Here is a 25,437-nt window from a genome sequence, read left to right as displayed (position 1 = left end):
AAACGGGTTTTTATAGTTATCTAAAATAATTAGAATAAATATCATTTAACTCAGCTAAAACGTTATCGAGTTTGTACTTCTGGACAAATCTAATATTATTTCTTCCAAACTTCCACCTAAGTTCTTTAGACTCATATAATTTTCTTATTGCTTTGGAAAAACCATCAATATTATTTACCCCAATTAAAAAACCATTTTCGCCATGTGTAATCAAATCATTATGACCCCGTCTTTCAGTTGCAACAAGTGGTAACCCGGTTGCCATAGCCTCCATTAAGTTCACAGGTAAACCTTCCCGTTTTGACGAAGCAACAGCAACATCAGAAATTTGTAATAATTTTGGTATATCTTTTCGAATACCTAAAAGAATTATATTTTCTTCTAATTGTTCTTCTTTAATTTGCTTTTTATAAGTTTCCCTTAACGGTCCATCCCCTGCCAAAAGCAGTTTAAGATTAGGTACATCATTTTTTAATATCTTAATAGTGTTTATTAGTAAAGTTTGATGTTTATTCTCGTTTAAATTAGCAGCATATATTAAAATAAAATCATCTTTTTGAAATTGATACTCTTCTCTTAATTTATTCTTGATCTCTTTATTTTGCGGAGTGAATTTAGTAAGGTTAACCCCAACACCATGAGTTTTATATAAAGCAATTAAGTTCCATTTCTTTGCTACTTGATAGTCTTCCTCGTTAATAGTTATAAGTCCATCAGTCCATTTAGCAGCAACTTTTTCCATTGGGTAATATAATAACCAGTTTTTCACCGGAGCCCCTTTAAGAAAATGAAAACCATGAGCAGTATAAAAAACTTTAATATTAGATATATCTTTACAAACCAATCTAGTTATGAAAGATGCTACAGGAGTATGTGTATGAACTAAGTCATAGTCTCCTTCTTGTATTAGATTTTTAAGTTTTTTGTAAGCGATATAATTTTTCCTTGTTAAAGGGGATCGTTGAAATTCAATATTGTATACTCTACATCCATGCTCTAATAACTGTTCATTAATAGGACTAGTTATATTACAAGCAATATCAACATTATGTCCTTGTTTTAATAACATTTTTATATGAGGAACTAAAAATGCATTAATAGTTCCTGATATTGTTGTTACATATAAAACTTTCATTAAAATACCTCATTCCTATTTGCAAGTAAAGCTCTGCCAAAGGATGCAGTTATATTTTTAGTTATTTTTATTAATAATATATTTCCTTTTTCCTGAAGCCATCACAGGAATTTCATCAACTTTTTGTATAGTGATTTCTGATTCCAAACCGAGTAGTTTTAATAATAGATTCTTTAGCTCATGCTCTCTTTCGAAAAAACCATCAACATTTACCTTGATTGTATATTGAGTTTCAGTTTCTTGTATAAATTGATATTGTTGAATTTCTGGAAATGACCAAAAATTATTGGTAATTATATGTGGAGAAAGACGCTTTCCGTAACAATCATAAACTACATCAATCTTTCTTCCACCAAAATTTGTTATTGCTTTTTTTTGTACACCTTCTCGCTCAACGAAAGTAATTGAACCTATATCGCCGGTATCATACCGTATCATCGGCATTGCGTAATTATACAAATCTGTAATAACAATACGTCCAACTTCACCTTCTCCGACAGGTTTATCTTCATTCATTTTAAGAATTTCTATGATATAATTTGCCTCATTTAAAATAAAGATATTATTCAATTCATCGTCTTGTCCTATAACTCCATTTTCCTGATTGGAGTATCTAGATATACATTTACAATTGAAAGCGTTCGACAAGGTTTGTCTAGTATCATCAAATAACATTTCCGAACTACTAACAATTCCAGTAATAAGGCTTTTTCCAACTTTTGAAGTGTCCCGTCTATTGAAATAATCCCTTATTGCATCAAGAGTTGATGCATAAGCTAATATCATAGAACCTGAACTAGATACTCTTTCTACTTCACCTAGTAAGCTTTCAATATGCTTATCATCTAAATTGCTAATATCAATTAAAGTTTCATTTTGGATCCATTGATGAAAGCTTGATTTTCTACTTTTTTCTGTGAGTGCTCTAAGGAAGATTAAATTGCCCCCGACAGAATATCCAGCTTTTTCACTATAATAAATAATTTCAGCATTTACTCTTTTTTTCTTTTCTAAATTTTGATAACAAACAAATGGAGTACCTGTAGAGCCGCTCGTAGACATTTTAATTAAGTTTTTTTTGCAGTAACTATTTGACATAAAAATTTCTTGACATTCTCTTATTTTGGTTTTATTTACAACAGGATAGTTACTTAAATTATACTCTTGAATACCTCTATAAAAATCCACAGTAGAATTAGCATGAATAAGTAATTTATTCAAGGTGTTTGCTTGATACTCTGAAACTTGATCAGTTCTACTATCACTTTGATCTATTCTTTTAATTTCTTCATATGCTTTTTTAATACTTTTTCCTTTAATAGAATCTAGTGTCCAAAAAGCTATATTCCTAGACTTACATAATGCTTTTTTAAACATATAATCATCCTTCTAAATAACTTAAACTAATTCAAAATATTTTCACTTCATTATATTTCATCATACGAATACCCTGGCTATATTTTCCGATTACATCGATATTCACATTTCCATTTAGGTTATTAATAATCATTCCTGGTACATTAACACCGCTTTCAAATGCATGAGGATATCCTCCACCAAACCGAGGATTTACTTCAGAAATGTAATATTCACCATTAACTTTAAAAATATCAATGTCAATAATACCTAGAAATTTAGCTTTTTTTATAAAACTTTTTATTAGTTCAAAGAGGTCTTCATCTATAACTGAAACTGCTTTGTCAGTTTCACCAGCTCTCATCTTAATCTTTTCTTTTGTAAATATTGCAACTGGCTCACCTGAAATCATATCTATATAAACATCTGCACCATATTCCGATCCATTCATATATTCTTGAATTATCAAATTATCAAAACGACTAAATAACAACTCAATTTCCTCTTTTGATGTAACCTTACTGATATTAATACTCGCACTACCTTTAACTGGCTTTACAAACACTGGATAATTTATGAGTCCAGCTTCTACATCACTGTAAAATTTTTCTTTATTTATATAACTTTTAATGGTTTTATATTCATTTTGAATCAAAAACTCAAACATTTTATATTTATCAAAACACAGCTCGACTGCTTCAATATCAGGGACAATAGGTACAGTTCCAATGTCCAAAAATGCTTGTCTATGTTCTGCAAGGAGACTAAGCTCTGGATCTATCAAAGATAAAACAGCTTTTATATGATTTTCTTTGCAAATAGAGAGAATGTTATCTAAGTAACCTTCACTATCCATTCGAGGAACAATAAAATATTTGTCGGCTTCATATAATGCTGGAGCTAATTCACTACAATCCGTTGCCATTACCATTCCTGTACCAGCTAACTCTTTTTTGAAGTATTGAACTATTTTATTTCTTGTCCCACAGCTTAATATCAATATGTTCAAATTGTCACTCACTTGTCAGATCCTCCAAAATTATAATTACAGTATTATTTATAAATTAATGAATTTCTCCATTAAAGTTAAACTTTTATATTCACCTTTAATAAAACGTTCATCTTTTAATTCACCAATCACTTTATAATCCAAACTATTCCACAATTGAATAGCAACAACATTGTCCGATACGACATTTAACTTTATTTTCCTTAAATTTAGATAATCTTTGGCAAACTGTTCTAGTAATTTACATGCTTCTTTACCATAACCTTTTCCTTTGGTATTTTTGTTGCCAATATATATCCCTAATTCACAAGTACGATTAATCCAGTTAATATCGTATAACCCAATCATTCCGATTGGTACATTTTCATTATTAGAAATGAAAAAGCGCTTATTATTACCCGAAGTGTCTATTAAAGAGTCCATCCACTTTTCTTGTTGATCAATAGATGTTGGCATAAACCCTCCACCTAAGTATTGGAATGTCTCTTCGTCGTTTTTCCATTCATTAAGATAATTAATATCCTTTTTGAGAATAGGTCGAAGGTATATTTTTTCTCCCTTAATCACATTCTCACCTCTTTCAACTCTTACTTCATATAGCTTTATCTTTCGATCTTGTTGTTTGCATATAGACATTTTCAGATTTAAAGAGCTTAAAAACTGTTTTAAATAAAATCTTTATATCTAATCCGACATTAAATTCATCAATATATTTATTGTCTACAACAATTCTTTCATCCCAACTAACTGAATTTCGAACAGTTACTTGTGTTAAACCTGTTATGCCTGGTTGCAAAACAAAACGCTTTCTTGCCCACTCAGGATAGTTTTCGATCCCATCATATGGAAAATACGTGACCGGTGGACGTGGACCAACAAGACTCATTTGTCCCAGTAACACATTGAATAGTTGTGGAAGTTCATCAAGGCTTGTTGCTCGAAGTAATTTACCTATTCTAGTAATTCGATTATCATTCTCGCTTTTTACAGATAATCCATCTCCAATTTTTTCGGCATTGACAACCATAGTTCTGAATTTAATAATATTAAAGACTTTACCGCTTTTTCCTAATCTTTCTTGTTTAAAAAAAACAGGACCTTTTGAAGTCAATTTTATAGAAAGTGCAACAATTACAACAATTGGAGAAATAATTATTATACCTATTAAACTACCAAGTAAATCAATTATACGTTTAATAAACAAATTTAAAACTTTCATTATTCCTCCCACAAACCTTTTATAATATTTACAACTCTCTCTAGTTCCACTTTTGTCATTTTTGTATCTGATGGCAAACATACACCATTTTCAAAAAGTTTTTCTGATACACTTGCACCGATAAAATCGTATTTCTCAAAAAACGGCTGCATGTGCATAGGTTTCCATACAGGTCTGGATTCGATATTCTCTCTCTCCAGAGCGTCCATTATGTCAATAGGCCTAACTACTCCATTCAATGTTATTGAACTTAACCAATAATTCGGTTCATCCCAATCGTTGTTTGGCATAAATTTGACACCTTCAAGTTCAGCAAGTTCTCTTTTGTAAAACTCGTAGATGTACTTTTTCTTTTCAACTCTTTGGTCTAATACTTTAAGCTGACCTCTGCCAATTCCAGCCACAACATTACTCATACGATAATTGAAACCTAATTCACTATGCTGATAATGTCTTGCTTGATCCCTCGATTGAGTAGCCCAAAATCTTACTTTTTCAATCTTCTCTTCATTATTAGAAACTAGCATTCCACCGCCGGAAGTAGTAATGATTTTATTTCCATTAAAAGAGAAGATTCCATAGTCACCAAACGTTCCAGTGTGCTGTCCTTTATAGTAACCACCCAGAGATTCAGCGGCATCTTCTATCACAGCTACATTATGTTTCTCACAAATCTCCATAATCTGATCCATATCTGCAGACAGGCCATAAAGGTGAACAACGATAACTGCTTTAACTTCTGGGTATTTTTCAAAGGCTTCTTCTAAAGCTGTTGGACACATATTCCACGTTTCTTCATTACTATCTATGAACACGGGAACCGCATTCTGATAGATGATTGGGTTTGCCGTAGCAGAGAAAGTTAAAGTCGGGCAAAATACAATATCACCTTGACCTACTCCTGCTGCTTTTAATGCAAGGTGAATTGCAGCAGTACCAGAAGTTAAAGCAGCTGCCGCTTTCGAACCTACTTTTGCAGCTAATTCTTTTTCAAATTCATTAACGTTTTCCCCAAGTGGTGCAATCCAGTTCGTATCAAATGCTTCTTTTATATATTGCATTTCATAGCCCTCATCACTCATATGGGGTGACGAGAGGAATATTCTATCTGTCATTTTCAGAAGACTTCCTTCCACTATTAAATATAGATAATTTATTTAGCACTTTTAATTAGCTGTTTTTCTCTCTTATTCGCTAACTCTAAAACATAATTTGATAGATATTGTGCAGTAAACTCAGTATGATTTTCGATTAGATTCGCAACTTTCGTATATTCAAATTCCAGAGTTTTACCTATAAAGATCTTAGGGAAAACCTCTTTTTTATGAACTTCATTTTCACCTAATAATTCTTCATACATCTTCTCACCGGGTCGGATTCCTGCATACTTAATTCCAATTTCATCAATGCTATAGCCTGAAAGCTGAATAAGGTTCTTAGCCAGATCTACAATTTTAACCGGTTCTCCCATATCTAGTACAAAAATCTCTCCGCCACGAGCTAAAGCCCCCGCTTGCATAACCAATCGTGATGCTTCTGGAATCGTCATAAAGTAACGAGTCATATCTGGGTGAGTTACTGTTACAGGTCCACCAGCTTGAATCTGTTTTTTAAATAAAGGAATTACGGATCCACGACTTCCTAAAACATTTCCAAACCTTACCGCTACATAGTTTGTTTGGCTCTTTTTATCTAATTGCTGGATAACCATTTCAGCAATCCGTTTAGTTGATCCCATTACGTTCGTTGGATTAACTGCCTTATCAGAAGAAACAAGAACGAATGTATTTACACCAAACATATCTGCTGCTTCTGCTACATTTTTTGTGCCAATTACATTGTTCTTTACAGCCTCTTTTGGATTGTATTCCATTAACGGAACATGCTTATGGGCAGCTGCATGATAGATTACATCTGGAGCATGTACACTCATAATTTCAAAGATGCGATCACGATCTTGAATGTCTGCAATGATAGGTACAATTTCAAAATCTTTACCGTGTTTATTTTTTAACTCCATGTCAATCTGATAAATAGAGTTTTCTCCGTGTCCTAATAATAGGAGCTTTTTTGGTTTAAATTTGCTGACTTGCCGACAGATTTCAGATCCAATTGATCCGCCAGCACCTGTAACAAGGATGGTTTTACCGGTAAGTTTTTTAGAGATACTCTCTATATCTAGCTCAACAGGTTGTCTGCCTAATAAATCCTCAACTTGTACTTCACGAAATTGATTTACGGAAATCTTACCTGAAACAATGTCTTCGATCATAGGCATGATTTGAGTTTTAGCACTAGTTTTACTGCATTCTTGAAAAATCTTTTGAATCTCTTTTTTACTTAGTGATGGAATAGCTATTATGATGTTTTCAATGTTCAAATTCTCTACTAGTTTTGGTATGTCTTTTGTCATACCAAAGACTGTCACTCCATAAATCTGGAGTTTTCGTTTTTTTGGATCATCATCTACAAAGCCAACTGGAAGAAGATCTGTGTCACGGCTTTTAATCAACTGACGGACAAGCATTGAACCCGCAGAACCCGCTCCGATAATTAAGGCACGCTTCTTTTCTGCTTTGGATCTCATGTAGTAATCTCTATACATTCTCCAGGAAAATCGCGAACCGCCAATAAGAATGATATGTAACATCCACGTAATTCCCAAAACCCGTACGTATACATTGCCGTTAATTAAAAACTGAATGATTCCTGCTGACAGGATAGACAGCGTCACTGCTCTTACGATTCCTATCATTTCCCCGACACTTGCATACTCCCATGCTTTTTGATAGAGACGATATTTAAAAGCAAATAGATGATGGCTAGCAAGTAAAGCGATGGAACTAATAGCTAAAGTTCGGAAAGTATAGATGCTAAAATAAGGGTGCAGCGTAAAATAACCAATATATATAGCCGTTAATACTATTAACGAATCAAGCATGATTAACATTGATACTCGCTTTTGATAGCTCAAATAGAATCCCTTCTTTTCATTTTATTTGTGTCAATATAATCTCTTTCTTTCAGTTTTACTTAACTTTATTTCTGTTTTACTTAACTTTCTTTCTATGTGGAGACAAAAAATGAATTTCTAACCATTTAGCCGTTAAACTTGTACACAACATCCTGCTAAAAGATAAATTTTAAACCTACTACTAATTCGTCAGGTTAAATAAAGTGTAAAATCTTACGTCTTTTAATTTTTTCTGGGTCTTCTTTCATAACCGTGTCCCCAACGGTCAGAAGCCTTGCATTTTCCTCGAAAAAATATCTTAGATGAGTTCCATATTCTTTTTGAACTTGTTCGTAAGCTTCTCTTAATGCAAATGGTCTTTTGACTGTGTCATGTGCATCGCTTGCGATAAAGTGTGTTAAATTATTTTCAATAATTTTTTGTGTAAAAGACTTAACTTTTCTTCCTGACCTGCCGATATAAGAGCTGGCGGTTACTTGGGTTAATGTGCCGTTTTTCACAAAATTAAAAAGAGCGTCTGGTTGCTCCATAAAATAGCTGTTGCGTTCAGGGTGAACGATAACCGGCGTTAATCCTTTTAGCTGCAAGTCAAAAAGCACTCGTTCTGCGTAATGCGGTACATGGTTTGCAGGGAATTCCACAAAAATGTAGTTTCCGTTGTTATTAACTGATAGCAACTCATCCTTCTCATATGTTTCCAGCATTTCTCCAAAAAGTCTGATCTCCTGCCCTGACAATACACATAGGGGTATATTCATATCCATCAATGTACGATTAAGTTCTTCAGTTTTTGCTATGATCTCATTTTTAGCATTTATGAATCTGCTGTTATAATGTGGGGTAGCTAAAATAGTTGATATGCCGCTGTCTACTGCATTTACTGCCATTTTAATGGACTCTTCCATATTAGCTGGTCCATCATCAAGGCCTGGCAGTATATGACAATGTATGTCTATCATTCATTCACCCTCTTTCTTTAAAAGCTATTCCAGAAAGCAGGACATTCGAAGAAGTAGTGGATTTTAAAGAAGGACTATTGCATTATTTTTACATCTAAAAGTATCCTACCATAGTTTGGGTAATGGTAAAACAGGGAGAATTTGTCGAACTTTGACTAATTCTCCTTTTTTATTTAGTAATAATAGTAATACTGATCCTGCTTTTGTTTTTTGCTGTTCAGAACAACCCCTAATAATCTGCTATTTCCTACTTGAAGTAAATCTTTTGCTTTTTTTGCAGCATCTTGATCTGTTGATCCGCTTCTAACTACTAAAATAGTACCGTCCGATAGATTCGTTAGGACTTGTGCATCCGTTACTGCAAGTACAGGCGGGCTGTCGAATAAAATAATGTCGAACTCATTTTCAGCTTTTGAAACAAGTTCTTTCATGCTATTGGACCCTAAAAGTTCTGAAGGGTTGGGAGGCAGAGGGCCTGAAGTCAAAATATAAAGGTTTTCAACCGCTGACTGCTGAACCACTTGTTCAAGATTTGACTGGCGTGATAATACATTTGTAAGACCTGAAGTGTTTGGAAGACTGAATGTGTTTGCGACTGTGGGTTTTCTTAAGTCTGCATCTATCAGTAAAACTTTCTTCCCTTGCTGAGCAAAAGCAATCGCAAGGTTAGCAACTGTTGTTGATTTTCCTTCACCAGGCTTAGGGGAAGTAATAACAATTTTCTTTATCTCTTGATCAACGCTGGCAAATTGGATATTTGTTCTAAGTGTTCTATATGATTCAAACACAGGAGATTTGCTGTTTAAGTCGGCAACTAACAATCTTTGATTATTAAACATCTTCTTCCTCTTAAACATTAACCGAACCCCCTCTATCTAGCCCAGCTTCCTTTTTATTTCTCTTTTTTTCAGGGTGGAACTCACTGATCGTTCCTAGAACAGGCAGCCCAAGAATGTTTTCGATATCTTGCTCTGTTTTAATAGTCGTATCCATATATTCCAGCAAGAAGGCTAATCCAACCCCTGCCATCAAACCTACTACAAGAGCAATCGCAATGTTTAGTAAAGGCTTTGGCTTAATCGGGCTAGGATCTTCGGCTAATTGCGCTTTTGAAAGAATGCTTACATTATCTTTATCTACATTCATAATCGGCTTGATTTCTTTTTTAAAGACATCCCCGATTGTGTTCACTAATAGAACCGCTTGTGCAGGGTCTTTATCTTCTACTAAAACCTCTACTACTTGGGAATTTTCTTTTGAACTAACAGTAATCTGTTCATTTAATTGACCAACTGAAGTATCTAAATTCAACTGTGCAATCACTTTTTCTAAAATAGCAGGACTTTTTATTATGACATTGTACGTATTAATTAATTCCAAGTTTGTCTGTACTTGATTTATATCAATTTGTTTATCATTCTTTGATTGGTTTACCAGAAGCTGGGTAGAAGCTTGGTAGATGGGAGTCAGGAAATAAAAGCTGATTACTCCAGCAGTCACTGCTGCAACAACCGTTAAAGAAATGATAAGCCATAGTCGTTTTCGTAATATAGCAAAAAGTTCTTTCAAACTAATAGTCTCTTCCATGGTTTCCTCCGATACTTGATTTACAATAAGTTATTATAGCACAAGTATTTACATATAAAAGGGTGTACTTGAAAATTCTTATAGTTATTTTGCGCATTTGTTTCAATGGTCACACTTTTGTAATGTTATTGCCTAAAAACCCCTATTTGTTAGAACGTTTAAATTATTATACTTATATAGATTTATTTATCATCTGTCCATTTGAGACGGAAAAATGAATGATTTGTGTTTTTATGGGGACAGACCCGAGTCTGTCCCCTCCCCCCTACCCTATATGGTAAAATTATACTGAATTCTAATAATATGAAACCTAAGCGATTAAGAATGATTCTGAGTTTAACATTTTATATAACGCGAACAAAAGGTGAATTATATTAGTTTCTTCACACTTCATAGCTCATTTGTGGAGGAATGGGAAAAAACATTGGGAGAACCATATCATGTAACCGATTATGGGGAGACCTTCTATTATTTTAAAGAAACGAAGCAAATGTTATGTCTTGATGCCGTGTATTATAAATACGGATACAATCATTACAACGTTACATTATGGTCTGAGGAAAATCCTGAGGAATATAAAAATAATATGATTGATTAATATAGTAATGAAAAAAGCCATTTACTGTTTAAGTGAAATGGCTTTTTTTAGTGTTCTATAACACTCAATAAATGATCTGTTTCCGTATTTCGGTTTTAGTTTACTCCTAGGAATTCTTGTGACTGAAGAGCATTTTTATATTCCGTTTTTAACTCGTCTACCACTTCTTTTACGGTTGATACTCTTTTTATATTACCTACCCCTTGCCCAGCTGACCAGATATCTTTCCAGGCTTTTGCTTTTGATTCGGAGAACGACAGGTCGACGGTATCTTTTTTCAACATATTTTCCACATCATATCCTGCTCTTTTAAGGGATGGGAGTAGATAATTTCCTTTGATTCCACTAATAGCATCAGTGTATATTAGATCTTCTAATGTAGATTCAATCAGCATCTTTCTGTATTCTTCACTTGCCGATGATTCTTCTGTTGCGATAAAACGTGTTCCCATGTAGACGAGATCTGCTCCAAGGATTTTGGCAGCCAAGATTTCTTCTCCCGTTGATATAGCACCGGCTAGGATCGTAATTCCATCCCAAAACTCTTTAACAGCTTTTAAGAATGCAAATGGATTAAGTGTTCCACCATGTCCCCCTGCCCCGCTGCATACAAGGATAAGACCATCAATTCCGGTTTTTGCAGCTTTACGGGCGTGATCGAGTGAAATAACATCTGAAAAAACAAGGCCACCATAACTATGAACGATTTTAGCTACGTCGCTTGGGTTACCTAAGGATGTTATCACAACAGGCGGTTCATATTTTTTTATCAGGTCTAAATCTTCTTCAAATCTTTTATTTGTCCGGTGTACGATTAAATTAACTCCCCATGGAGCGATTTTTGCTGAGGGATCTGCTTTTTGAACTTGTTTAAGTTCTTCTGATATACGAATCATCCAGTTCTCTAGAAGTTCTGATGTTCTTGCATTTAATAGAGGAAACGTACCGATAATTCCGTTTCTGCAGCTTTCAATAACCATATCAGGACTTGATACTAAAAACATAGGCGCATTAATAATTGGTAATGTGAGTTGATTCGACAGGCTTAGTGGCAATTTATCAGTCATACTCCTTCACCCTTTCATTAAAGTACGTATAGAGGTGGTAATATTCTATCTTTAACTTCCACAATCCCCTCGCCAATCCTTTAATTTTAATTTATAGGGGTAGTAATATTTTTCTAATATTACATTTATATTACATACATTTTCTGACAACATTCTCTGATTTGCTTGTATATAATCAATTTGTGTTAGGAAATTTTACCTAATCATCCTTCAGACAAGGGCAAACATTCTCGAAAGAAATGGGCGCAAAGCCACGGGTCTAAGGCTTATAGCTAAGATCGCCGGGTTACCTGAACAAAAAAGCTTATCTGGAGGGATTTTTTAGTGGAAAATATTTTGACGTTGGATCGAGAGTGGATTGAATTGATGAAAGAAGCTAGAGATCACGGTTTCACTAAAGAAGAGATTATGAACTTTTTACAAAATCCTCAATTGGCAATGAATGAATACCTATTGCAGAAAAATTAAATAGTAAGCAGGTCTCATAATTTATTTACTTCCCAAATGTAGAAAGATATAATAAAAGCAAATTACTACTAAATGGGGATTGCAAATGATGATTGGTGAACGTGTAAAAAAATACCGAACTGAAAAAGGCCTCTCCATTACAGCATTGGCTGATAAAGCAGGGGTTGCGAAGTCGTACATAAGTGCTTTGGAGCGTAATATTCAACAAAATCCATCAATTCAGCTTCTCGAGAAGATTGCGGATGTATTGAATATTTCTGTAGATCACTTAATTAAACCTGAAGTTGATACTCAAAACCTGGACCAGGAATGGGCAGATCTTGTTAAAGAAGCCATGGGTTCCGGGGTAAGCAAAGAACAATTTAAAGAGTTCCTTGAATTTAATAAATGGAAAAACAAACAAAAATAATTGAGCCACCAGATAATAAGATCTGGTGGTTTTTTATTTGGTCTTTTTCAGGATGTCTTCGCGGAAAGAACAAAGAAGGGGTTTGTCTTTTTATGGGGACAGACCCGGGTCTGTCCCCATGTCGAAAAACTTATGTTTCATACAATACCATTAAGGGTAAAAGAACAGGGTGTTTGTATTTTTTGAGCCTATGGAGGATTTGTTGATGAATAAAACGCCGAATGAATTATTTAATACTCAAAAAAGTGTAGATGTAAATGGTTCTTCTTTTGAATGGGACACTTCTAAGGGAGTTTTCCAATTTGAAGGCGGAGACGTCATGCTGTTTTGGATTGATTCAGCGTTTAAAGTTTTCCTGGATTCCATTGAAGAGATTACTGGCGAAGGTACAGCTGACCTCGTTTTTGAAACGGCAGGCTATCGTACAGGATTGGTTGTAAGTGATTTTTATAAGAATTCGATTGGCGATATTAAAAAGTCGATAGAAGCCCTGCCTAATATCTATGTAACAGCCGGCTGGGGTAAAACGTTTATCGATGTGAATATAGAAAAGAAAGAAGCAGTGATTACAATCTCCAACAGCTGGGAAACAAAGGTTAAAAAAGCCCAAGGAAATAAGCGTATGGGACGCTTCTTACCTGGCCACTGGGCTGGTGTTTTCACTGGATTGTTTGACACGCATATGTGGTATGAAGTCCAAGAGGATGACTCCACACCTGATTTATTAAAAATAAAAATTACTGAGACAGATATTACACCTAGCGATAATATTCGTGATCTGGTTCAGCGTGAAGAACAAAATGAAATCATGAAGCTTGAAGCGATGGTTGAAAACCGCACAAGAGAGCTTACTGATTTAATAAGAGAAATTTCATCTCCGATTATTCCGGTAACCGATCATATTGTTGTTATCCCATTGATCGGGAAGTATAACGAATTGCGTTCTAAAGATATGTTAGAACATACTCTTACTTCCCTGCCGCAGCATAGAGCTAAGTTTGTCATTTTAGATTTGACCGGTATTAAGTCGATCGATTCAGAGATGATTGATATGTTAAATAAACTAGTCTCATCTGCCCGCTTGTTTGGAATGGAGACGCTGCTTGTAGGAATCTCACCAGAGTTAAGTATGGAAGTGACGAAACATCAATATTCACTAGGTGATAGCACTTATTTTAGAAACCTGAAGCATGCCATTCATTTCGCTTTTGCAAAGGAAGGCATGTTCATTCAAGAACCAAATCAACCTTAAAAAGTAAACGAAAGCCACGCCATTTCGAAAATGGCGTGGCTTTTTTGCGATTATATCGGTTATGTATCCGGGTCCACCCAGGATGAACAAATAAAAGGATATGTATTTGTCTGGGGACAGACCCGGGTCTGTCCCCAGATTGTCCCCACATGTCCCCAATTTTTTTCAAACCCCAACATTCGTCTATGCAACTTGTCTTCACCTACATACTATATAGAGAAACCGAAGCCTGAATAAGGAAATCGGTATCATTCCAGTGAGGTGAAATTTTTTATGTGTTACAAGTGTGGAGATTTCGACCACTGCAAGTTCAAGAAAGAAAAGAAGAAAAAGCACGACAAGAAGAAAAAGCATGAGCACAAATGCGAATCTTCTTCTTCCTCTTCTTCTTCCTCTTCTTCATCTTCATCTTCTTCTAGCTCTGAAGTCTTGAAGTGCAAAAAGGTCAAAAAGAAGAACCGTCATCGCTGCTGCGATCCTTGGGCAAGAATCTTGTTCTGTTAAAAAAAAGGAGTCCGAAATCATCGGACTCCTTTTCCTTTTATATGTTACAGACGCTTTGTTCCAATATAACGTGGTTTCCAGTATGTGTTGCTCATCTCAGAGATCGTTACACCGTTAGATGATGACGCGTGGATGAACTTACCGTTCCCAATGTAGATCCCCATATGAGATGCTCCCGGCTCGTAGGTTTCAAAGAATACTAGATCTCCAACAGCTTGACTGTACACTTTATATCCTGTGTTCGCCCACATATCTTTTACTGTTCTTGGCAAGTAAATGCTGTGAGAATTTTTAAATACATAATTGATATAGCCTGAGCAGTCAAATCCGTCAGGGCTTGTCCCGCCCCACTTGTAAGGCGTTCCTACAAAACGCTTTGCATAATCTACTAAGTAGGAATTGTTAACGTTATAGACTCCTAGTTTGTTAAACGTGCTGCGTCCAGCGACCCCATCAGCTGTTAGGCCTTTTGCACGCTGGAAACTTGCAACGGCACTCTTTGTGTAAGAACCGTAATAAGTAGTCGTCGATCCGCTATATGTAAAATAACCCTTATTGCGTAATATTGTTTGAAGTGTTTTTACATCTGAATGAGTCATTGTTGGACGAAGCGTCTGATCTCCGATATTTGCAAAAGCCTGTACTGGTGATAATAATAAAGCCGATCCTAAAACCGTAGTTGTAATCCATTTTTTCATAATATATCCCTAACCCCTTTTATTTTCCAAGTAATCTATTATTATCCTACTATAGAAAATGAGGGTTGTGTTTTACGCTTCAATTACGAAAAATAGGCATATTGTCCATCTTGTCAAAAGGTGTCGTTTCATCTTTAAGAGCAAACAAAAAAAGAATAACCTCATTGAAGTTATCCTTTCATACCTCTATTACCCCACTATCTCACCCAGCGTCTCCGCAAAATTCTTCGACTGTGCAACTGACCCAAACTGCCTTACTTTTTGCTTCGAACCATAAAATAGCAGCTCTCCTTCTTTTAAAATTAAGAAGGAAGTGCATAGTGTTTCAAGTTCTTGTGCGTCATGGCTGGAATATAGAATTGTCTTTCCTTCACTTCCGAGCTGCCTTAGGTCGTTCACGATTTCTTGTTTTGCTGAAATGTCGATTCCTACTGTTGGTTCGTCCAGGATCAGGATGTCCGGGTTATGCAGCAAAGCGATCAAGATGTTGAGCTTACGCTGGTTTCCACCTGACAAGTGCTTTACTTTTTTATCAAGATGCTCAGCCAGCTTCCACTCCTCACACCTTCTCATCCAATTTTCCTCAGATGAATTTTTAGCTAGCTTCGCAAAAAAACGAAGGTTCTCGCGTGCTGTTAGTTCGTGATACACCGCAATCTCCTGTGGTACATAACCAATCTTTTCCCGTATCTTTTTTGTCTCTTTTTTTGTATCCATTCCATCGATATGAACGGAGCCGTTTGTTCCTCTTATGATCGTCGCGATGATTTTAAGAAGCGTGGACTTGCCAGCACCGTTTGGGCCAACAACGCCGACTGTTTCCCCTTTTTGGATACAAAAGTTTATCTCTTTAAGTACTTCTTTACGTCCAAACTTTTTTGATAGATTTTCTGCTGTAATCAAGCGTTGTCACCTGCCTTTATTGTTGAAAGTCCGTATAAGAGGATGCTGATTCCTACAAACACCAATGGAATCATGAGCGTCTCTTGGTTTAAAGCTGAGATAATCCAATATTGCGGCGTCCATTGTGCTGCTTTTTCTAAAATACTCGAAAGTTCGTCACTCGGGAAAAAAGTTCCGCTTAAAAGCGATGTTGCGAGTACGACAAAGAGTGATACTGCTTGCCACGTTCGTTTGGAATGAACAAAAAAAGCAAACAAAAGTGATAAAGCATTTAAAAATAATATATATCCTAGCAATATTACGATGGTTGTGGCATTCAACACCAGTTCGCCTTTCCACCAGCCAAAACCGGCCATCAGCACAAGGAGTTCGAGCTGAAGAATTAGTACGCCTAGCGCGTTACCTCCCCAATAAACCGAAAATCCGCCAACTGAATATGGCACTCGTGAGCGCATTCCTGAATACCGGTCTTTGATCGGCCAGCTGTTCCATAAAAAGCTGAACAGCATAAGCATCACCAGCATTCCAGGTACATAAATCGATTCTGCTTGGTCATCAACGGATTGAGCTTTTTCTTTTGTAGCTCCAATTTTATAATCAACCGTCATCAGCGGTACAGGATTCCAATGCTTGTCACTGTACGCCCAAGCATCTTTCCAGACAGAAGCCAGTTCTTTTACGTCCAGCTTCTCGCTTTTTCCATATGTTTTTAAAACTGTATTTGCACCATAAGAGTTGCTCGATAAACGCTTCACTTCACTCGCAAAAATTTCGCGGACAAGGCCGTGTGATAGGGTTCCAGTTGATAGCCACATCGTCACGATTTCGTCTTCATCATTCTGTTGAACTTTTTCCATAAATCCTTCTGGGATTAAAAAGCCGATCGCTGCTTTTTGCGTTTCAATTTCGTTTCGCGCCTCTTTTTGATTAACCACTCTAACAGCAACAGCTGGGTTCTCGCTTACACGTTTAATAACGGTCTCGGAGTATTCAGATGCATCCTCGTCCACAATCACAACTGGGATTTTGGTTGCGTTTGCCGTTTTTTCAACAGACAGATCTAAGAAGCCGAGCAAAACCACAGGGATTACAAGCCCTGCCCAGCTCCACGGACTTTGAAGCAATAATTTTATACGTGTAAAGGCAATTGTCCAGACCATGGCAACCTCTTCTTTATTGTGATAATCAGGATTCCGAAGACCCAGAAAACAACGGAGAATCCCATTAATGCGCCGACCAAACTCCATTCACCCGCACCTGAAAACAGCGTCTCTACTAATCCATTATGCGTGTGATGCAGTACGTTTAAAAAGCTCACGCTGTGCCACATTTCTGGCAAGTATGATAACGGCAATACACTTCCGCTCGTTGCTGTTACTCCTACTACGAACAGAATTCCCACTCCCCACTTTGCACCGTTTCGCTGGAAGAGCTCCTGACAAAGGGCAAACAATGAAGAAACGGCTAAACAGTAGGCTAATAGAATGGCAGTTGCAAGCAGACTCCACGTTTTTGTCACGCTATAAAAAAGCAGTGTTAATACAACACTTTGAATTACGAGCAGCATGAACACCGATATGATGTTTCCAAAAAAGAAAACCGAAGAACGCACACCTTGTAAAGAAAGCCGCTCCCTTAATGCGGTTTGTTCTCCTCTCGCGGTTAAGCTCATACCAAACAAACCACCGATTAATAGCAGAATCAGCACACCCGACAAGCTGTAAAACTCAACCGGTGTTACGCCTCCAAACGCACTCAGAGTTTCCGTTTCATAGATCTTGTTTCGGTTCAGAGCCTGCAGTGTAAAATCGGTAATAATCGCGTCTCGGTAAGTCGCAAATCCCTCAGAACTCAGCCCCATTTTTCGCAAATAATGAAACGCTGCGTTCGCCCCGCTTTGCGCAGCAGAGATCAAGTTGGCGTTCGACACCATCACTTGCTGCAGTAACTCTGCTTGAAACGGACGTTCCGGATTACCGATCACCGTTACTGGGATGTTTTTGCCCCGGCGGATTCCTTGCGTAAACCCGTCAGGCACAATCACCATACCAGCGATCTCATTATCTGCGAGCATCTCACTTGCTGTCTTTCCATCTGTTTTTTGAAAAGAGAGTACGGCTTGCAGCTCTTCGGATTCTTCGTATTGTTTCATTAATAATTTCGTTTCAAAGGTATTATCTTCATCCACGATTGCGACGGCAAAGGGCTCGACCCACTTTTTGTCTTCAAGCAGCGGTTTAAGTCCCAAATACGTGATACCGAGCAGCAAAAGCGGAAAAAGCATCATAGCGAACAGCGGCATCGGCTGCTTCAGCCAGCATTTTACCGTTAGATGGGCAATGAGTAACGTTTGCCTCATAACAAAATTCCTTTCGCTTAAGAAGTTTTAAAAGACTTTTTTAATAGATTGTTGTTTTTGAAGACTCTTCGTTGACAAGTTGATTGGAGCGCAAGGTGCGAGACTCCTGCGGGATCAGCGGGACAGGAGAGACTCCTAAGTGCGCAAAGCGCAGAGGAGGCTCACCGCACGCCCCGTGGAAAGCGAGTACCTGGAGCGGAAATCAACTCTTTCGAAGTACAGACTTTTAAAAAAAGGACAAAGATCAACTTTATTTTAAGTTATCTCTGTCCTTCTTATTATATATTATAGTCCTTGGAACATTTGAGCGTTTTCACCAACAAATTGTTCGATGTTGCGCTGGATCTCAGACATCATGCCCATCATTTCAGCGTCGCTCATCTCTGCAACGTTAACTGCTTTATCTTCTGACAACTCAGGGAATTTAAGCTTATCGCCAAATGTTGTTTTCGTCTTGATGTTCAAACCAACATTGATGTCACCAATTGAAGGATCGTTTCCGATCAATGTTACTTTGTAATCGTGGTTCGCATAATCTTTATCAAGGTTTTGGTCTGCTTTATGCTCGATTTCGATCGTCATATCAGGTAGTTCCATTGGTGCTTCACCTGCTGGAACAAGCTGTACTGTCCAGTTCGATTTCTTGTCAGTGCCTTCACCTTTTACATGGAATCCGATACCTTGTGTTGTACCGTTTTCGTTCACTTCGAATTTCGCTTTAATGTCGCGCTTCTTGCCATCGTCGCCTTTTGGCTCGCTTTCCATTTTTACATCAACAAGCAATGCTTCGCCTTCAGGACCTGCGTTAAGAACCCAAGAAGAGTTCGATACATCGCCCTTCGCCCAGCTTTCAGACTTGTAGTTCATTGGAACAGCTTCTTCGCCGTTAGCGCCGATTTTCATAGAAAGATCGCGGCTTACTACTGTATCATCGCCGTCAACAATTACACCTTGCTTCATGCCGCCAGGGATTTCTAGATCTTCATTAATTGCTTTTTTAGCATCAGCTAGCATTTTTTCGATTTCTTTTTTCGCATCTTCTTCACTCATTGGAGCTGTTGATGTCATATCGAAGTTAAAACCGCCTTGCAATGCTGATTGCTCAGCTAGAGCATTCATGATTTCTTCGTCTTTCTCTACTTTCTCAATAAAATTGATCAAAAGTGTTTTTGTTTCTTTTTCAGAAAGAGAAACCGTTAACTGGCGAAGCTTCTCGCCTTTAAAGTCAACATCTTCTTTAAGTGTTACGTTTTCGTCTTTCACGCTGTCTGCATAAACCTTCGCAAACTCTTCGAACGCTTCATCACGTGCTTCTTCACTTATGTCGCCTTCAACCGCTTTAAAGAAGTTTTGAAGTTTTTCCATTCCAACATACGCTGGATCGAACTTGCGCATTACATCGCCAAACTTGTTGTTCGGGAAGTATACGTGCTTGTCGTAAGCAGCAGGTACGCTTAATGCTGTTTGTTTATTGTTTTGGTAGAATTCAGCTTTTACAAGATCTGTGTTGTTCAAAACAAGTGCAACGTCAGCTGACCCTTCTTCTTTCTTAGGATCGTGCTGTGTTGTCATTTTAATTTCACTGTTAGAAAGAATAGAACCGATCATTGCGGCTTCCATTCCGCCCGCTCCAAACATGGACGGATCCATTTCCACACCAACGCGTGCTTCAGACTTATATGCTTCTTCCATTTGCTTTTCTGAAAGTGCTAATGCATCTCCAAAGCTGTCTTCAAATGACTCGTTCATCGCTTTGAAAGTGTTCATTTCTGATTTCAAATAAAGTTCACGCGGTGATAGATCGATGAACATTGCATAAGCCGTTGCTCCAATCGCAATGATCGCGATAAGTGCAAGCCCAATGATCAACGGACGTTTCTTACTGCCTGTACTCTGATTAACTTGAGTTTCCATCGTTTGGTTGTCCCCCTCTTAATAAATGTATAAGCTTTTCCCTACCAACTTATTACACTGTTATTCTAAAAAAATATCAGTTTATCTCTCTACTGGCAAAGATGGTTAATAAAGGAATTTCATGCCCACAGTTTTCTACTATACCCTAATTATAGAATTATATCCATCAAATTGCGTAGTAAGAAAGGCTGAATTTAATTGGTAATTAAAACCGTCCGAAGCCTCTTGATTGCTGATTTTCTCCACGATTTTACAGCATACACCGTGACCCCATACATCTCAGCAATCTCCGTTTCACTCTTCATCTGAAAAACTCGCTGCGTCACCCACCTTTGCTGGTTTTCTGTCAGGTGCATCAAATATAGATTCATTGTTTCATCCTCTAAATATGGAATGGTGTCTTCATGGGAAAGAGTACGGAACGTCATCGATTCGTGGGGATCCTGGATTTCTTCTGCTTCCTGCCGTCTCGCCTCTCCTCTCAGCTCTTGAAGGATACGGCCCCTGACAAGAAGGTACGCATAAGAGGAGAACTGCCCTTTTTCAGGATCGAAGGTTTCGTAAGCTTTCCAGAGTCCTAATAAGCCAGCTTGATAATATTGGTCGAATTGGGATGTTAAGTGATAGAGCCTTATCTGTGATTTGATGAGCGGATCGTACATAGAAGCGACTTGTTCAAAGGGCATTTCTTTCATGGGAATACATCCTTTTGGAATGTGCGCACATTCGGGGATTTCCGCGGTACCCTCACTATAAAATTTGAATTTGATGTGTAGCAATGCAGCGTTTTTAAAGAGTCAAAAGCTGTTTGTGATCAGAAGAAAAATATTGTAAGGAGATCGTTCATAGAGTTATCCACAGAATAAAGATCATCTGACAAATTACGACACATTTTCTGCGTGATATTCTCAATAACGAAAAATTTTAGTCGGATTATTGAGTAAATCAGTCCCAGTTGTGGATAAATAGTGATTTGAAAAAAATTTTATGTGGATGACTCTTTTCTTTTCTTCTCTGGAACTTATGAAGTGAAAGGAGGTGAGGCACATGGCTACAGCAGCATTGATCGATTCCGCAATGCGCTTAGAGCTTGATGGAGGTTTAGACGCAGACAACAAACCGGTGATGAAGTACAAAAACTTCGCACATGTAAAAACAACATCGACTCCAGACCAGCTCGAAGCCGTTGCGACTGCACTTGCAGGACTACAGATTTACCCGCTAGTCGGTATCCGACGTAACGATTCCTTCGCGATTCAGCAGTAATGACTGGTTTGTGAGGAAAATATAGAGGAAAGGAGGGATTTCGATGGCCAAAGTACTTGAATTGCAGTTTTTAAACCAGGAGAACAAAACGGTGACAGTCCGTTTGGACGCACCAATCGAACCGGTTGATCCCGCAGCTGTTAACGCTGCTATGGACACGGTAATCGCCCAAAACATCTTCACTTCATCAGGCGGAAGCTATACGAGCAAAAAAGGTGCGCGTATTGTTGACCGTGAAGTGAGTGACATCGACCTAGGTTAATTCATAAAATTAGCGACTTCAGCGACCGTGAAAAAAAACCGACTTCTAGCCAATTGGTTAGAGGACGGTTTTTTAGGTTGTGGATAATGTTGATAATGTGGATAAGTAGAGCTATTTATACACATGAAGCACGATTTTACCTTTTGCTACTTGTGGATAAGTTGAGCTTGAAACGATGATATTAATTGTTACTGCCTCTTTTTCAATAGCTGCGATGGCCCCTTCTATGCTGATGGTCTCGCCAACTAACACAGGCGCTTTAAATTTCATTTCGTACGATTTTACCCAATAGCCTTCCTGCAGATACGGTTCCACGATATTTGATGCAATCGCCATGGAAAGCATACCATGTATGATTTTAGCCGGAAATCCTTTTTCTTTTGCAGCTTTATCTTCAAAATGAATCGGATTAAAGTCTCCAGACACTTCCCCGTATTTTCTTACCAATTGTTCTGTTACTTCTATATGTAAAGGCTCGAGTGTGTCACCTGCTTTTATAGAATCAGTAAGCATTCTTTACTCCGCCTCCTTTAGAAGAGTGGACTTTGCCGAAAACACAATGTTTTTATGCTCGTTTCTGCCAATAAGCTCCTGGTGCAAAACGAGAAATTGACGTCTTTTTTCTACTGAAATCAAGGAAACGGTACATTGAAGTGTGTCTCCCACTGAGATAGGATATTCGTAATGAAACATTTGGTCTTTGTGAATAAATGATTGCTCCTGAAACCACGGGACATTTATATATTGATAAAAAATCATCGGAAGAGCTGGCGGAACGTGATGTGAAGCATTTTTAGGGATGCTCGCTGCTTCATAGTAAGCATTAACGAGTTCTTTAGTAACCGTAATTGAAACTGGCAGTGTTGTTGCCTCTTCCCACTGTTTAAAATTCATAAAGCTCACACCTTTCAAATAGTGTCGCGATTCCGAGCCCGCCGCCAATACCTAACGTGGCTATGCCAAAACGGTCCTGTGACGTCATTTCCCTTAGCAGTGATGTAACTAAAATGGCTCCTGACGCCCCATAAGGATGTCCGAACGCAATTGCACCGCCGCCTTTGTTCAGCTTGTCCCACGGTATATCAAGTTCTTGTGCGGATGCGACAACTTGGGACGCGAATGCCTCATTCAGCTCAAATACATCAATATCGCTTATAGAAAGGTTCACTCGTCGTAAAAGTGTGCTTACAGCTGGAACTGGACCGATCCCTGGCAAGTTCGGATCGACACCTGCAGTGACAGCGTCTATAAATTTTAGTTTTGGAGTAAGCTGGAGCTCTTTCGCTTTTTCTTCACTCATAACGAGTACGATCGAGGCACCATCGTTTAAACCGCACGAATTTGCAGCCGTAACCGTTCCGTTCTCTTTAAATGCAGGTTTCGATCTTTTAATAAGTCTTTCAATAACAGACAGTCTCTTGATACCTTCGTCAATTAGAGGCATATCGTTCATGGAAACAAGTTCATTCTTAAAACGATTTTGTTCGATTGAATCAATCGTTCGCTTATAGCTTAAAAGCGCATATTCATCCTGTATCTCACGTGTTATGCTGTAACTTTCAGCTACGTTCTCAGCTCCAACACCCATGTCAGGGTCACCAATAGAATCTGGAGAAAAACGAGCTCTTCTTGGAAACGTTGATGTACTCACAGATTCAGTGCCACCTGCTAAATAAATGTCCCCTGCCCCTGATTGCACGAGCCGGCATGCGAGGTTTACCGCTTCAAGCCCAGAACCGCATTGACGATCAACTGTAAAACCAGGAACAGTCACGGGAAGACCTGCTGTTAAAGCAGATAAGCGCGCAAGGTTGCCGCCAGGGCCTACTGTATTCCCTATGATCACATCTGACACCATTTCAGGAGAAACATTATTTTCTTTCAGAATCTCTTGGATAACAGCAGCCGCTAGTTTTTCCGCTCCAACATCTTTAAAATAACCCGCCTTTTTTCCAATCACTGTACGTTTGGCATCGATAATAACAGCTTTTCTCATGAACTCGTAACTCCTTGGGTATAAAACTCTTTTACCTTTGATCGTGCTATTTTTCCGCTTGACGTATAAGGAAATTCTTTTGTAAAAATAATGTGCTTTGGCACTTTAAATGTGGATAGATGCTTTCTGCAAAAACGCTGGATATCACGAGTTGACAGGTCTGAGTTTTCATTAATAATGACTGCGGCTGAAATTTTTTCTCCCCAATATGAATCTGGCATCCCAAAAACAACGGCTTCCTCAACACCATCTAATAAATGTAGTACATTTTCGATTTCTTCAGGATAAACGTTCTGTCCTCCCGAAATTATCATGTTGTTGCTGCGTCCAATGATGTACAGATCACCTTCTTCATCTAACTTGGTCAGGTCCCCTACTGTCAGCCAGCCGTCTTCGTCCCACACTTCCTTATTCGCGTCAGGCCGATTAAGGTAGTGTGAAAAAAGCATCTCACTTTTCACATAAAGAGTACCGATTCCACCTGGTTCCACTTCGTTTCCATCTTTTCGAATGGACAGTTCTACATTATGAAAAGGACGTCCAACAGATAAAGGCTTTTGTATGTCAGCGCGATGATTGATAAAACTTACAAAACTCAATTCAGACGCGCCGTAAAACTCAAAAAGCTCTGTTTTAGGAAATAGAGTATTAATCTTATCTTTAAGTCCAGGTTCCCATTTGGCCCCTGAGGATATAATTTTCTTTAGTCTTGGAGTGTTATTCTTGTTATCCATTTCTTTAGTAAGTGCAGCAAGCATAGTAGGTACAGCATAAAGAGCTGAAATCTCGCCTGTGTCGATCTCTTTTAAAGTTTGAGCAGCTGAAAACTTAGGCAGCAGCTTGACCGTACCACCTAAATAAAGCGTGCTAATCGCTGCATATAAAAACAAAGAATGCACGAGTGGTCCAGGTACAAGTACTGTGTCACTCTCAGTTAAGCCAAAATCCTTTTTACTGCACGCAAAGCTTTTAACCCAAGAACGATGGCTGCGTACAAAGCACTTAGGAATACCCGTTGAACCTGAAGTGAATCCCATATAAAACATCGATTCATCTGCAGCAGTACCTTTGGTTTCTTCTATTGGAACTGAATCATCTATTGTCGAAACTAGAGTTAACTTTGCACCCTTATGGTTCACTTTGTTCTGCAATTCTTCTGTCGTAATGATTAAATCAGGCTGACTTTGCTCAAGTCTTTCGTTCAGTTCACTTTCTTTCCATTTCAAATCGAGAGGAATGGAAATCCAGCCTGCAGAAATAGCTCCTAAGAAGTATTGTAGAAAATCAATTCCGTTCGGCAGATATAACGCTGTTTTTCCTTGAGATTGTTCAAATGGCTGCTCCTTAAAAAAAGAAGCAATCTTTTTAACGTTTTTGTTTAACTCTTGGTAGGAAATTCTTTCTTCACCCATTTGAATCGCTGTTTTTTTGGGATATAAAAGAGCACTTTTTTGGATTGTATCTGTGATAAGCACAAGAACTCCTCCTATAGAAAAAGACTG

27 protein-coding genes and 1 riboswitch are annotated in these 25,437 nt (G+C 37.8%); of the genes, 6 read left to right on the top strand and 21 right to left on the bottom strand.

Going from position 1 to position 25,437, the window contains the following annotated elements; all coding sequences use genetic code 11:
• Positions 1-16: 16 nt before the first annotated feature.
• The 10 genes from ACFW35_RS01855 to ACFW35_RS01810 form a co-directional block, all read right to left on the bottom strand.
• A complete protein-coding gene (locus ACFW35_RS01855; protein WP_379843350.1) occupies positions 17-1,135 on the bottom strand; it encodes a glycosyltransferase family 4 protein in 1,119 nt (372 codons plus the stop codon).
• Positions 1,136-1,192: 57 nt separating this feature from the next.
• Positions 1,193-2,512 carry a hypothetical protein gene (locus tag ACFW35_RS01850; protein ID WP_379843348.1) on the bottom strand — a complete coding sequence of 440 codons (1,320 nt, stop codon included), beginning with the start codon at positions 2,510-2,512 and terminating at the stop codon, positions 1,193-1,195.
• 31 nt (positions 2,513-2,543) lie between these two features.
• A complete protein-coding gene (locus ACFW35_RS01845; RefSeq protein ID WP_379843347.1) occupies positions 2,544-3,512 on the bottom strand; it encodes an ATP-grasp domain-containing protein in 969 nt (322 codons plus the stop codon).
• A 36-nt stretch (positions 3,513-3,548) separates the two neighbouring features.
• Positions 3,549-4,067, bottom strand: a complete 519-nt coding sequence (locus tag ACFW35_RS01840; RefSeq protein WP_379843345.1) for a GNAT family N-acetyltransferase — start codon at positions 4,065-4,067, stop codon at positions 3,549-3,551.
• Positions 4,068-4,092: 25 nt separating this feature from the next.
• Positions 4,093-4,719, bottom strand: a complete 627-nt coding sequence (locus tag ACFW35_RS01835) for a sugar transferase (protein WP_379843343.1) — start codon at positions 4,717-4,719, stop codon at positions 4,093-4,095.
• Positions 4,719-5,834, bottom strand: coding sequence for a DegT/DnrJ/EryC1/StrS family aminotransferase (locus tag ACFW35_RS01830; protein ID WP_379843342.1), 1,116 nt, complete (start codon positions 5,832-5,834; stop codon positions 4,719-4,721). The genes ACFW35_RS01835 and ACFW35_RS01830 overlap by 1 nt, the downstream gene beginning before the upstream one ends.
• A 38-nt stretch (positions 5,835-5,872) precedes the next feature.
• Positions 5,873-7,693 carry a polysaccharide biosynthesis protein gene (locus tag ACFW35_RS01825; protein ID WP_379843340.1) on the bottom strand — a complete coding sequence of 607 codons (1,821 nt, stop codon included), beginning with the start codon at positions 7,691-7,693 and terminating at the stop codon, positions 5,873-5,875.
• Positions 7,694-7,887: 194 nt separating this feature from the next.
• The gene (locus tag ACFW35_RS01820; RefSeq protein ID WP_379843338.1) at positions 7,888-8,652 is read right to left on the bottom strand and encodes a tyrosine-protein phosphatase; all 765 of its coding nucleotides are present in this window, start codon (positions 8,650-8,652) and stop codon (positions 7,888-7,890) included.
• Between the two features lie 173 nt (positions 8,653-8,825).
• Entirely contained in the window at positions 8,826-9,509 is a 684-nt protein-coding gene (locus ACFW35_RS01815) for a CpsD/CapB family tyrosine-protein kinase (protein WP_379843337.1), read from the bottom strand.
• A complete protein-coding gene (locus ACFW35_RS01810) occupies positions 9,502-10,239 on the bottom strand; it encodes a YveK family protein (RefSeq protein WP_379843335.1) in 738 nt (245 codons plus the stop codon). Before ACFW35_RS01810 ends, ACFW35_RS01815 begins: the two co-directional genes overlap by 8 nt.
• Before the next feature lie 424 nt (positions 10,240-10,663).
• On the opposite strand from ACFW35_RS01810, the gene ACFW35_RS01805 reads away from it, so the two are divergent.
• The gene (locus ACFW35_RS01805) at positions 10,664-10,837 is read left to right on the top strand and encodes a hypothetical protein (RefSeq protein WP_379843334.1); all 174 of its coding nucleotides are present in this window, start codon (positions 10,664-10,666) and stop codon (positions 10,835-10,837) included.
• Positions 10,838-10,932: 95 nt separating this feature from the next.
• On the opposite strand, the gene ACFW35_RS01800 is transcribed toward ACFW35_RS01805, so the two are convergent.
• Positions 10,933-11,904 (bottom strand): NAD(P)H-dependent flavin oxidoreductase, encoded by a 972-nt coding sequence (locus ACFW35_RS01800; RefSeq protein WP_379843332.1) that lies wholly within the window; start codon positions 11,902-11,904, stop codon positions 10,933-10,935.
• 209 nt (positions 11,905-12,113) lie between these two features.
• A riboswitch (cyclic di-GMP riboswitch) is annotated at positions 12,114-12,198 on the top strand.
• 30 nt (positions 12,199-12,228) lie between these two features.
• Here ACFW35_RS01800 and ACFW35_RS01795 point away from each other — a divergent pair.
• From ACFW35_RS01795 to ACFW35_RS01785, 3 genes are all read left to right on the top strand, one after another.
• On the top strand, positions 12,229-12,372 hold the full coding sequence (locus ACFW35_RS01795) for an anti-repressor SinI family protein (RefSeq protein ID WP_379843331.1): 144 nt from the start codon (positions 12,229-12,231) through the stop codon (positions 12,370-12,372).
• Between the two features lie 88 nt (positions 12,373-12,460).
• Positions 12,461-12,781, top strand: a complete 321-nt coding sequence (locus ACFW35_RS01790; protein ID WP_251311701.1) for a helix-turn-helix domain-containing protein — start codon at positions 12,461-12,463, stop codon at positions 12,779-12,781.
• A gap of 205 nt (positions 12,782-12,986) precedes the next feature.
• Positions 12,987-14,033: an STAS domain-containing protein gene (locus ACFW35_RS01785; protein WP_379843329.1), complete on the top strand. Its 1,047-nt coding sequence runs from the start codon at positions 12,987-12,989 to the stop codon at positions 14,031-14,033.
• 548 nt (positions 14,034-14,581) lie between these two features.
• On the opposite strand, the gene ACFW35_RS01780 is transcribed toward ACFW35_RS01785, so the two are convergent.
• The 6 genes from ACFW35_RS01780 to ACFW35_RS01755 form a co-directional block, all read right to left on the bottom strand.
• Positions 14,582-15,235, bottom strand: coding sequence for an NlpC/P60 family protein (locus tag ACFW35_RS01780; RefSeq protein ID WP_379843327.1), 654 nt, complete (start codon positions 15,233-15,235; stop codon positions 14,582-14,584).
• A 189-nt stretch (positions 15,236-15,424) separates the two neighbouring features.
• Positions 15,425-16,138: an ABC transporter ATP-binding protein gene (locus ACFW35_RS01775; RefSeq protein WP_379843326.1), complete on the bottom strand. Its 714-nt coding sequence runs from the start codon at positions 16,136-16,138 to the stop codon at positions 15,425-15,427.
• On the bottom strand, positions 16,135-17,298 hold the full coding sequence (locus ACFW35_RS01770) for an ABC transporter permease (protein ID WP_379843324.1): 1,164 nt from the start codon (positions 17,296-17,298) through the stop codon (positions 16,135-16,137). Before ACFW35_RS01770 ends, ACFW35_RS01775 begins: the two co-directional genes overlap by 4 nt.
• Complete coding sequence (locus tag ACFW35_RS01765; RefSeq protein ID WP_379843322.1) at positions 17,268-18,497, bottom strand: ABC transporter permease; 1,230 nt, start codon at positions 18,495-18,497, stop codon at positions 17,268-17,270. The genes ACFW35_RS01770 and ACFW35_RS01765 overlap by 31 nt, the downstream gene beginning before the upstream one ends.
• Positions 18,498-18,782: 285 nt before the next feature.
• The gene (locus tag ACFW35_RS01760; RefSeq protein WP_379843321.1) at positions 18,783-20,411 is read right to left on the bottom strand and encodes a hypothetical protein; all 1,629 of its coding nucleotides are present in this window, start codon (positions 20,409-20,411) and stop codon (positions 18,783-18,785) included.
• 194 nt (positions 20,412-20,605) lie between these two features.
• Complete coding sequence (locus ACFW35_RS01755; protein ID WP_379843319.1) at positions 20,606-21,106, bottom strand: sigma-70 family RNA polymerase sigma factor; 501 nt, start codon at positions 21,104-21,106, stop codon at positions 20,606-20,608.
• A gap of 352 nt (positions 21,107-21,458) precedes the next feature.
• Here ACFW35_RS01755 and ACFW35_RS01750 point away from each other — a divergent pair, with 352 nt between their 5' ends.
• Positions 21,459-21,677 carry a DUF1659 domain-containing protein gene (locus tag ACFW35_RS01750; protein ID WP_130293297.1) on the top strand — a complete coding sequence of 73 codons (219 nt, stop codon included), beginning with the start codon at positions 21,459-21,461 and terminating at the stop codon, positions 21,675-21,677.
• Positions 21,678-21,720: 43 nt separating this feature from the next.
• Positions 21,721-21,939 (top strand): DUF2922 domain-containing protein, encoded by a 219-nt coding sequence (locus ACFW35_RS01745; protein ID WP_130293295.1) that lies wholly within the window; start codon positions 21,721-21,723, stop codon positions 21,937-21,939.
• A 111-nt stretch (positions 21,940-22,050) separates the two neighbouring features.
• On the opposite strand, the gene ACFW35_RS01740 is transcribed toward ACFW35_RS01745, so the two are convergent.
• Genes ACFW35_RS01740 through ACFW35_RS01725 form a run of 4 tightly spaced genes read right to left on the bottom strand, consistent with a single transcriptional unit; the run spans position 22,051 to position 25,410 of the window.
• Complete coding sequence (locus ACFW35_RS01740; RefSeq protein ID WP_379843317.1) at positions 22,051-22,452, bottom strand: MaoC family dehydratase; 402 nt, start codon at positions 22,450-22,452, stop codon at positions 22,051-22,053.
• Positions 22,453-22,455: 3 nt separating this feature from the next.
• Positions 22,456-22,833 (bottom strand): FAS1-like dehydratase domain-containing protein, encoded by a 378-nt coding sequence (locus tag ACFW35_RS01735; RefSeq protein ID WP_379843316.1) that lies wholly within the window; start codon positions 22,831-22,833, stop codon positions 22,456-22,458.
• On the bottom strand, positions 22,823-23,935 hold the full coding sequence (locus tag ACFW35_RS01730; protein WP_379843314.1) for an acetyl-CoA C-acyltransferase: 1,113 nt from the start codon (positions 23,933-23,935) through the stop codon (positions 22,823-22,825). The genes ACFW35_RS01735 and ACFW35_RS01730 overlap by 11 nt, the downstream gene beginning before the upstream one ends.
• Positions 23,932-25,410: an AMP-binding protein gene (locus ACFW35_RS01725; RefSeq protein ID WP_379843312.1), complete on the bottom strand. Its 1,479-nt coding sequence runs from the start codon at positions 25,408-25,410 to the stop codon at positions 23,932-23,934. Before ACFW35_RS01725 ends, ACFW35_RS01730 begins: the two co-directional genes overlap by 4 nt.
• Between the last annotated feature and the right edge of the window lie 27 nt (positions 25,411-25,437).

This window comes from Fictibacillus sp. NPDC058756 (assembly GCF_042746035.1).
Taxonomy (GTDB): Bacteria; Bacillota; Bacilli; order Bacillales; family Fictibacillaceae; genus Fictibacillus.
This window is presented reverse-complemented; position numbering and strand designations above follow the sequence as displayed.

Coding starts and splice junctions, on each gene's coding strand:
- ACFW35_RS01730 (WP_379843314.1), bottom strand. CDS start 23,935: ATGAGAAAAGCTGTTATTATCGATGCCAAACGTACAGTGATTGGAAAA.
- ACFW35_RS01735 (WP_379843316.1), bottom strand. CDS start 22,833: ATGAATTTTAAACAGTGGGAAGAGGCAACAACACTGCCAGTTTCAATT.
- ACFW35_RS01770 (WP_379843324.1), bottom strand. CDS start 17,298: ATGGTCTGGACAATTGCCTTTACACGTATAAAATTATTGCTTCAAAGT.
- ACFW35_RS01745 (WP_130293295.1), top strand. CDS start 21,721: ATGGCCAAAGTACTTGAATTGCAGTTTTTAAACCAGGAGAACAAAACG.
- ACFW35_RS01830 (WP_379843342.1), bottom strand. CDS start 5,834: ATGACAGATAGAATATTCCTCTCGTCACCCCATATGAGTGATGAGGGC.
- ACFW35_RS01755 (WP_379843319.1), bottom strand. CDS start 21,106: ATGAAAGAAATGCCCTTTGAACAAGTCGCTTCTATGTACGATCCGCTC.
- ACFW35_RS01835 (WP_379843343.1), bottom strand. CDS start 4,719: ATGAAAGTTTTAAATTTGTTTATTAAACGTATAATTGATTTACTTGGT.
- ACFW35_RS01815 (WP_379843337.1), bottom strand. CDS start 9,509: ATGTTTAAGAGGAAGAAGATGTTTAATAATCAAAGATTGTTAGTTGCC.
- ACFW35_RS01810 (WP_379843335.1), bottom strand. CDS start 10,239: ATGGAAGAGACTATTAGTTTGAAAGAACTTTTTGCTATATTACGAAAA.
- ACFW35_RS01785 (WP_379843329.1), top strand. CDS start 12,987: ATGAATAAAACGCCGAATGAATTATTTAATACTCAAAAAAGTGTAGAT.
- ACFW35_RS01750 (WP_130293297.1), top strand. CDS start 21,459: ATGGCTACAGCAGCATTGATCGATTCCGCAATGCGCTTAGAGCTTGAT.
- ACFW35_RS01760 (WP_379843321.1), bottom strand. CDS start 20,411: ATGGAAACTCAAGTTAATCAGAGTACAGGCAGTAAGAAACGTCCGTTG.
- ACFW35_RS01820 (WP_379843338.1), bottom strand. CDS start 8,652: ATGATAGACATACATTGTCATATACTGCCAGGCCTTGATGATGGACCA.
- ACFW35_RS01765 (WP_379843322.1), bottom strand. CDS start 18,497: ATGAGGCAAACGTTACTCATTGCCCATCTAACGGTAAAATGCTGGCTG.
- ACFW35_RS01780 (WP_379843327.1), bottom strand. CDS start 15,235: ATGAAAAAATGGATTACAACTACGGTTTTAGGATCGGCTTTATTATTA.
- ACFW35_RS01740 (WP_379843317.1), bottom strand. CDS start 22,452: ATGCTTACTGATTCTATAAAAGCAGGTGACACACTCGAGCCTTTACAT.
- ACFW35_RS01850 (WP_379843348.1), bottom strand. CDS start 2,512: ATGTTTAAAAAAGCATTATGTAAGTCTAGGAATATAGCTTTTTGGACA.
- ACFW35_RS01855 (WP_379843350.1), bottom strand. CDS start 1,135: ATGAAAGTTTTATATGTAACAACAATATCAGGAACTATTAATGCATTT.
- ACFW35_RS01790 (WP_251311701.1), top strand. CDS start 12,461: ATGATTGGTGAACGTGTAAAAAAATACCGAACTGAAAAAGGCCTCTCC.
- ACFW35_RS01800 (WP_379843332.1), bottom strand. CDS start 11,904: ATGACTGATAAATTGCCACTAAGCCTGTCGAATCAACTCACATTACCA.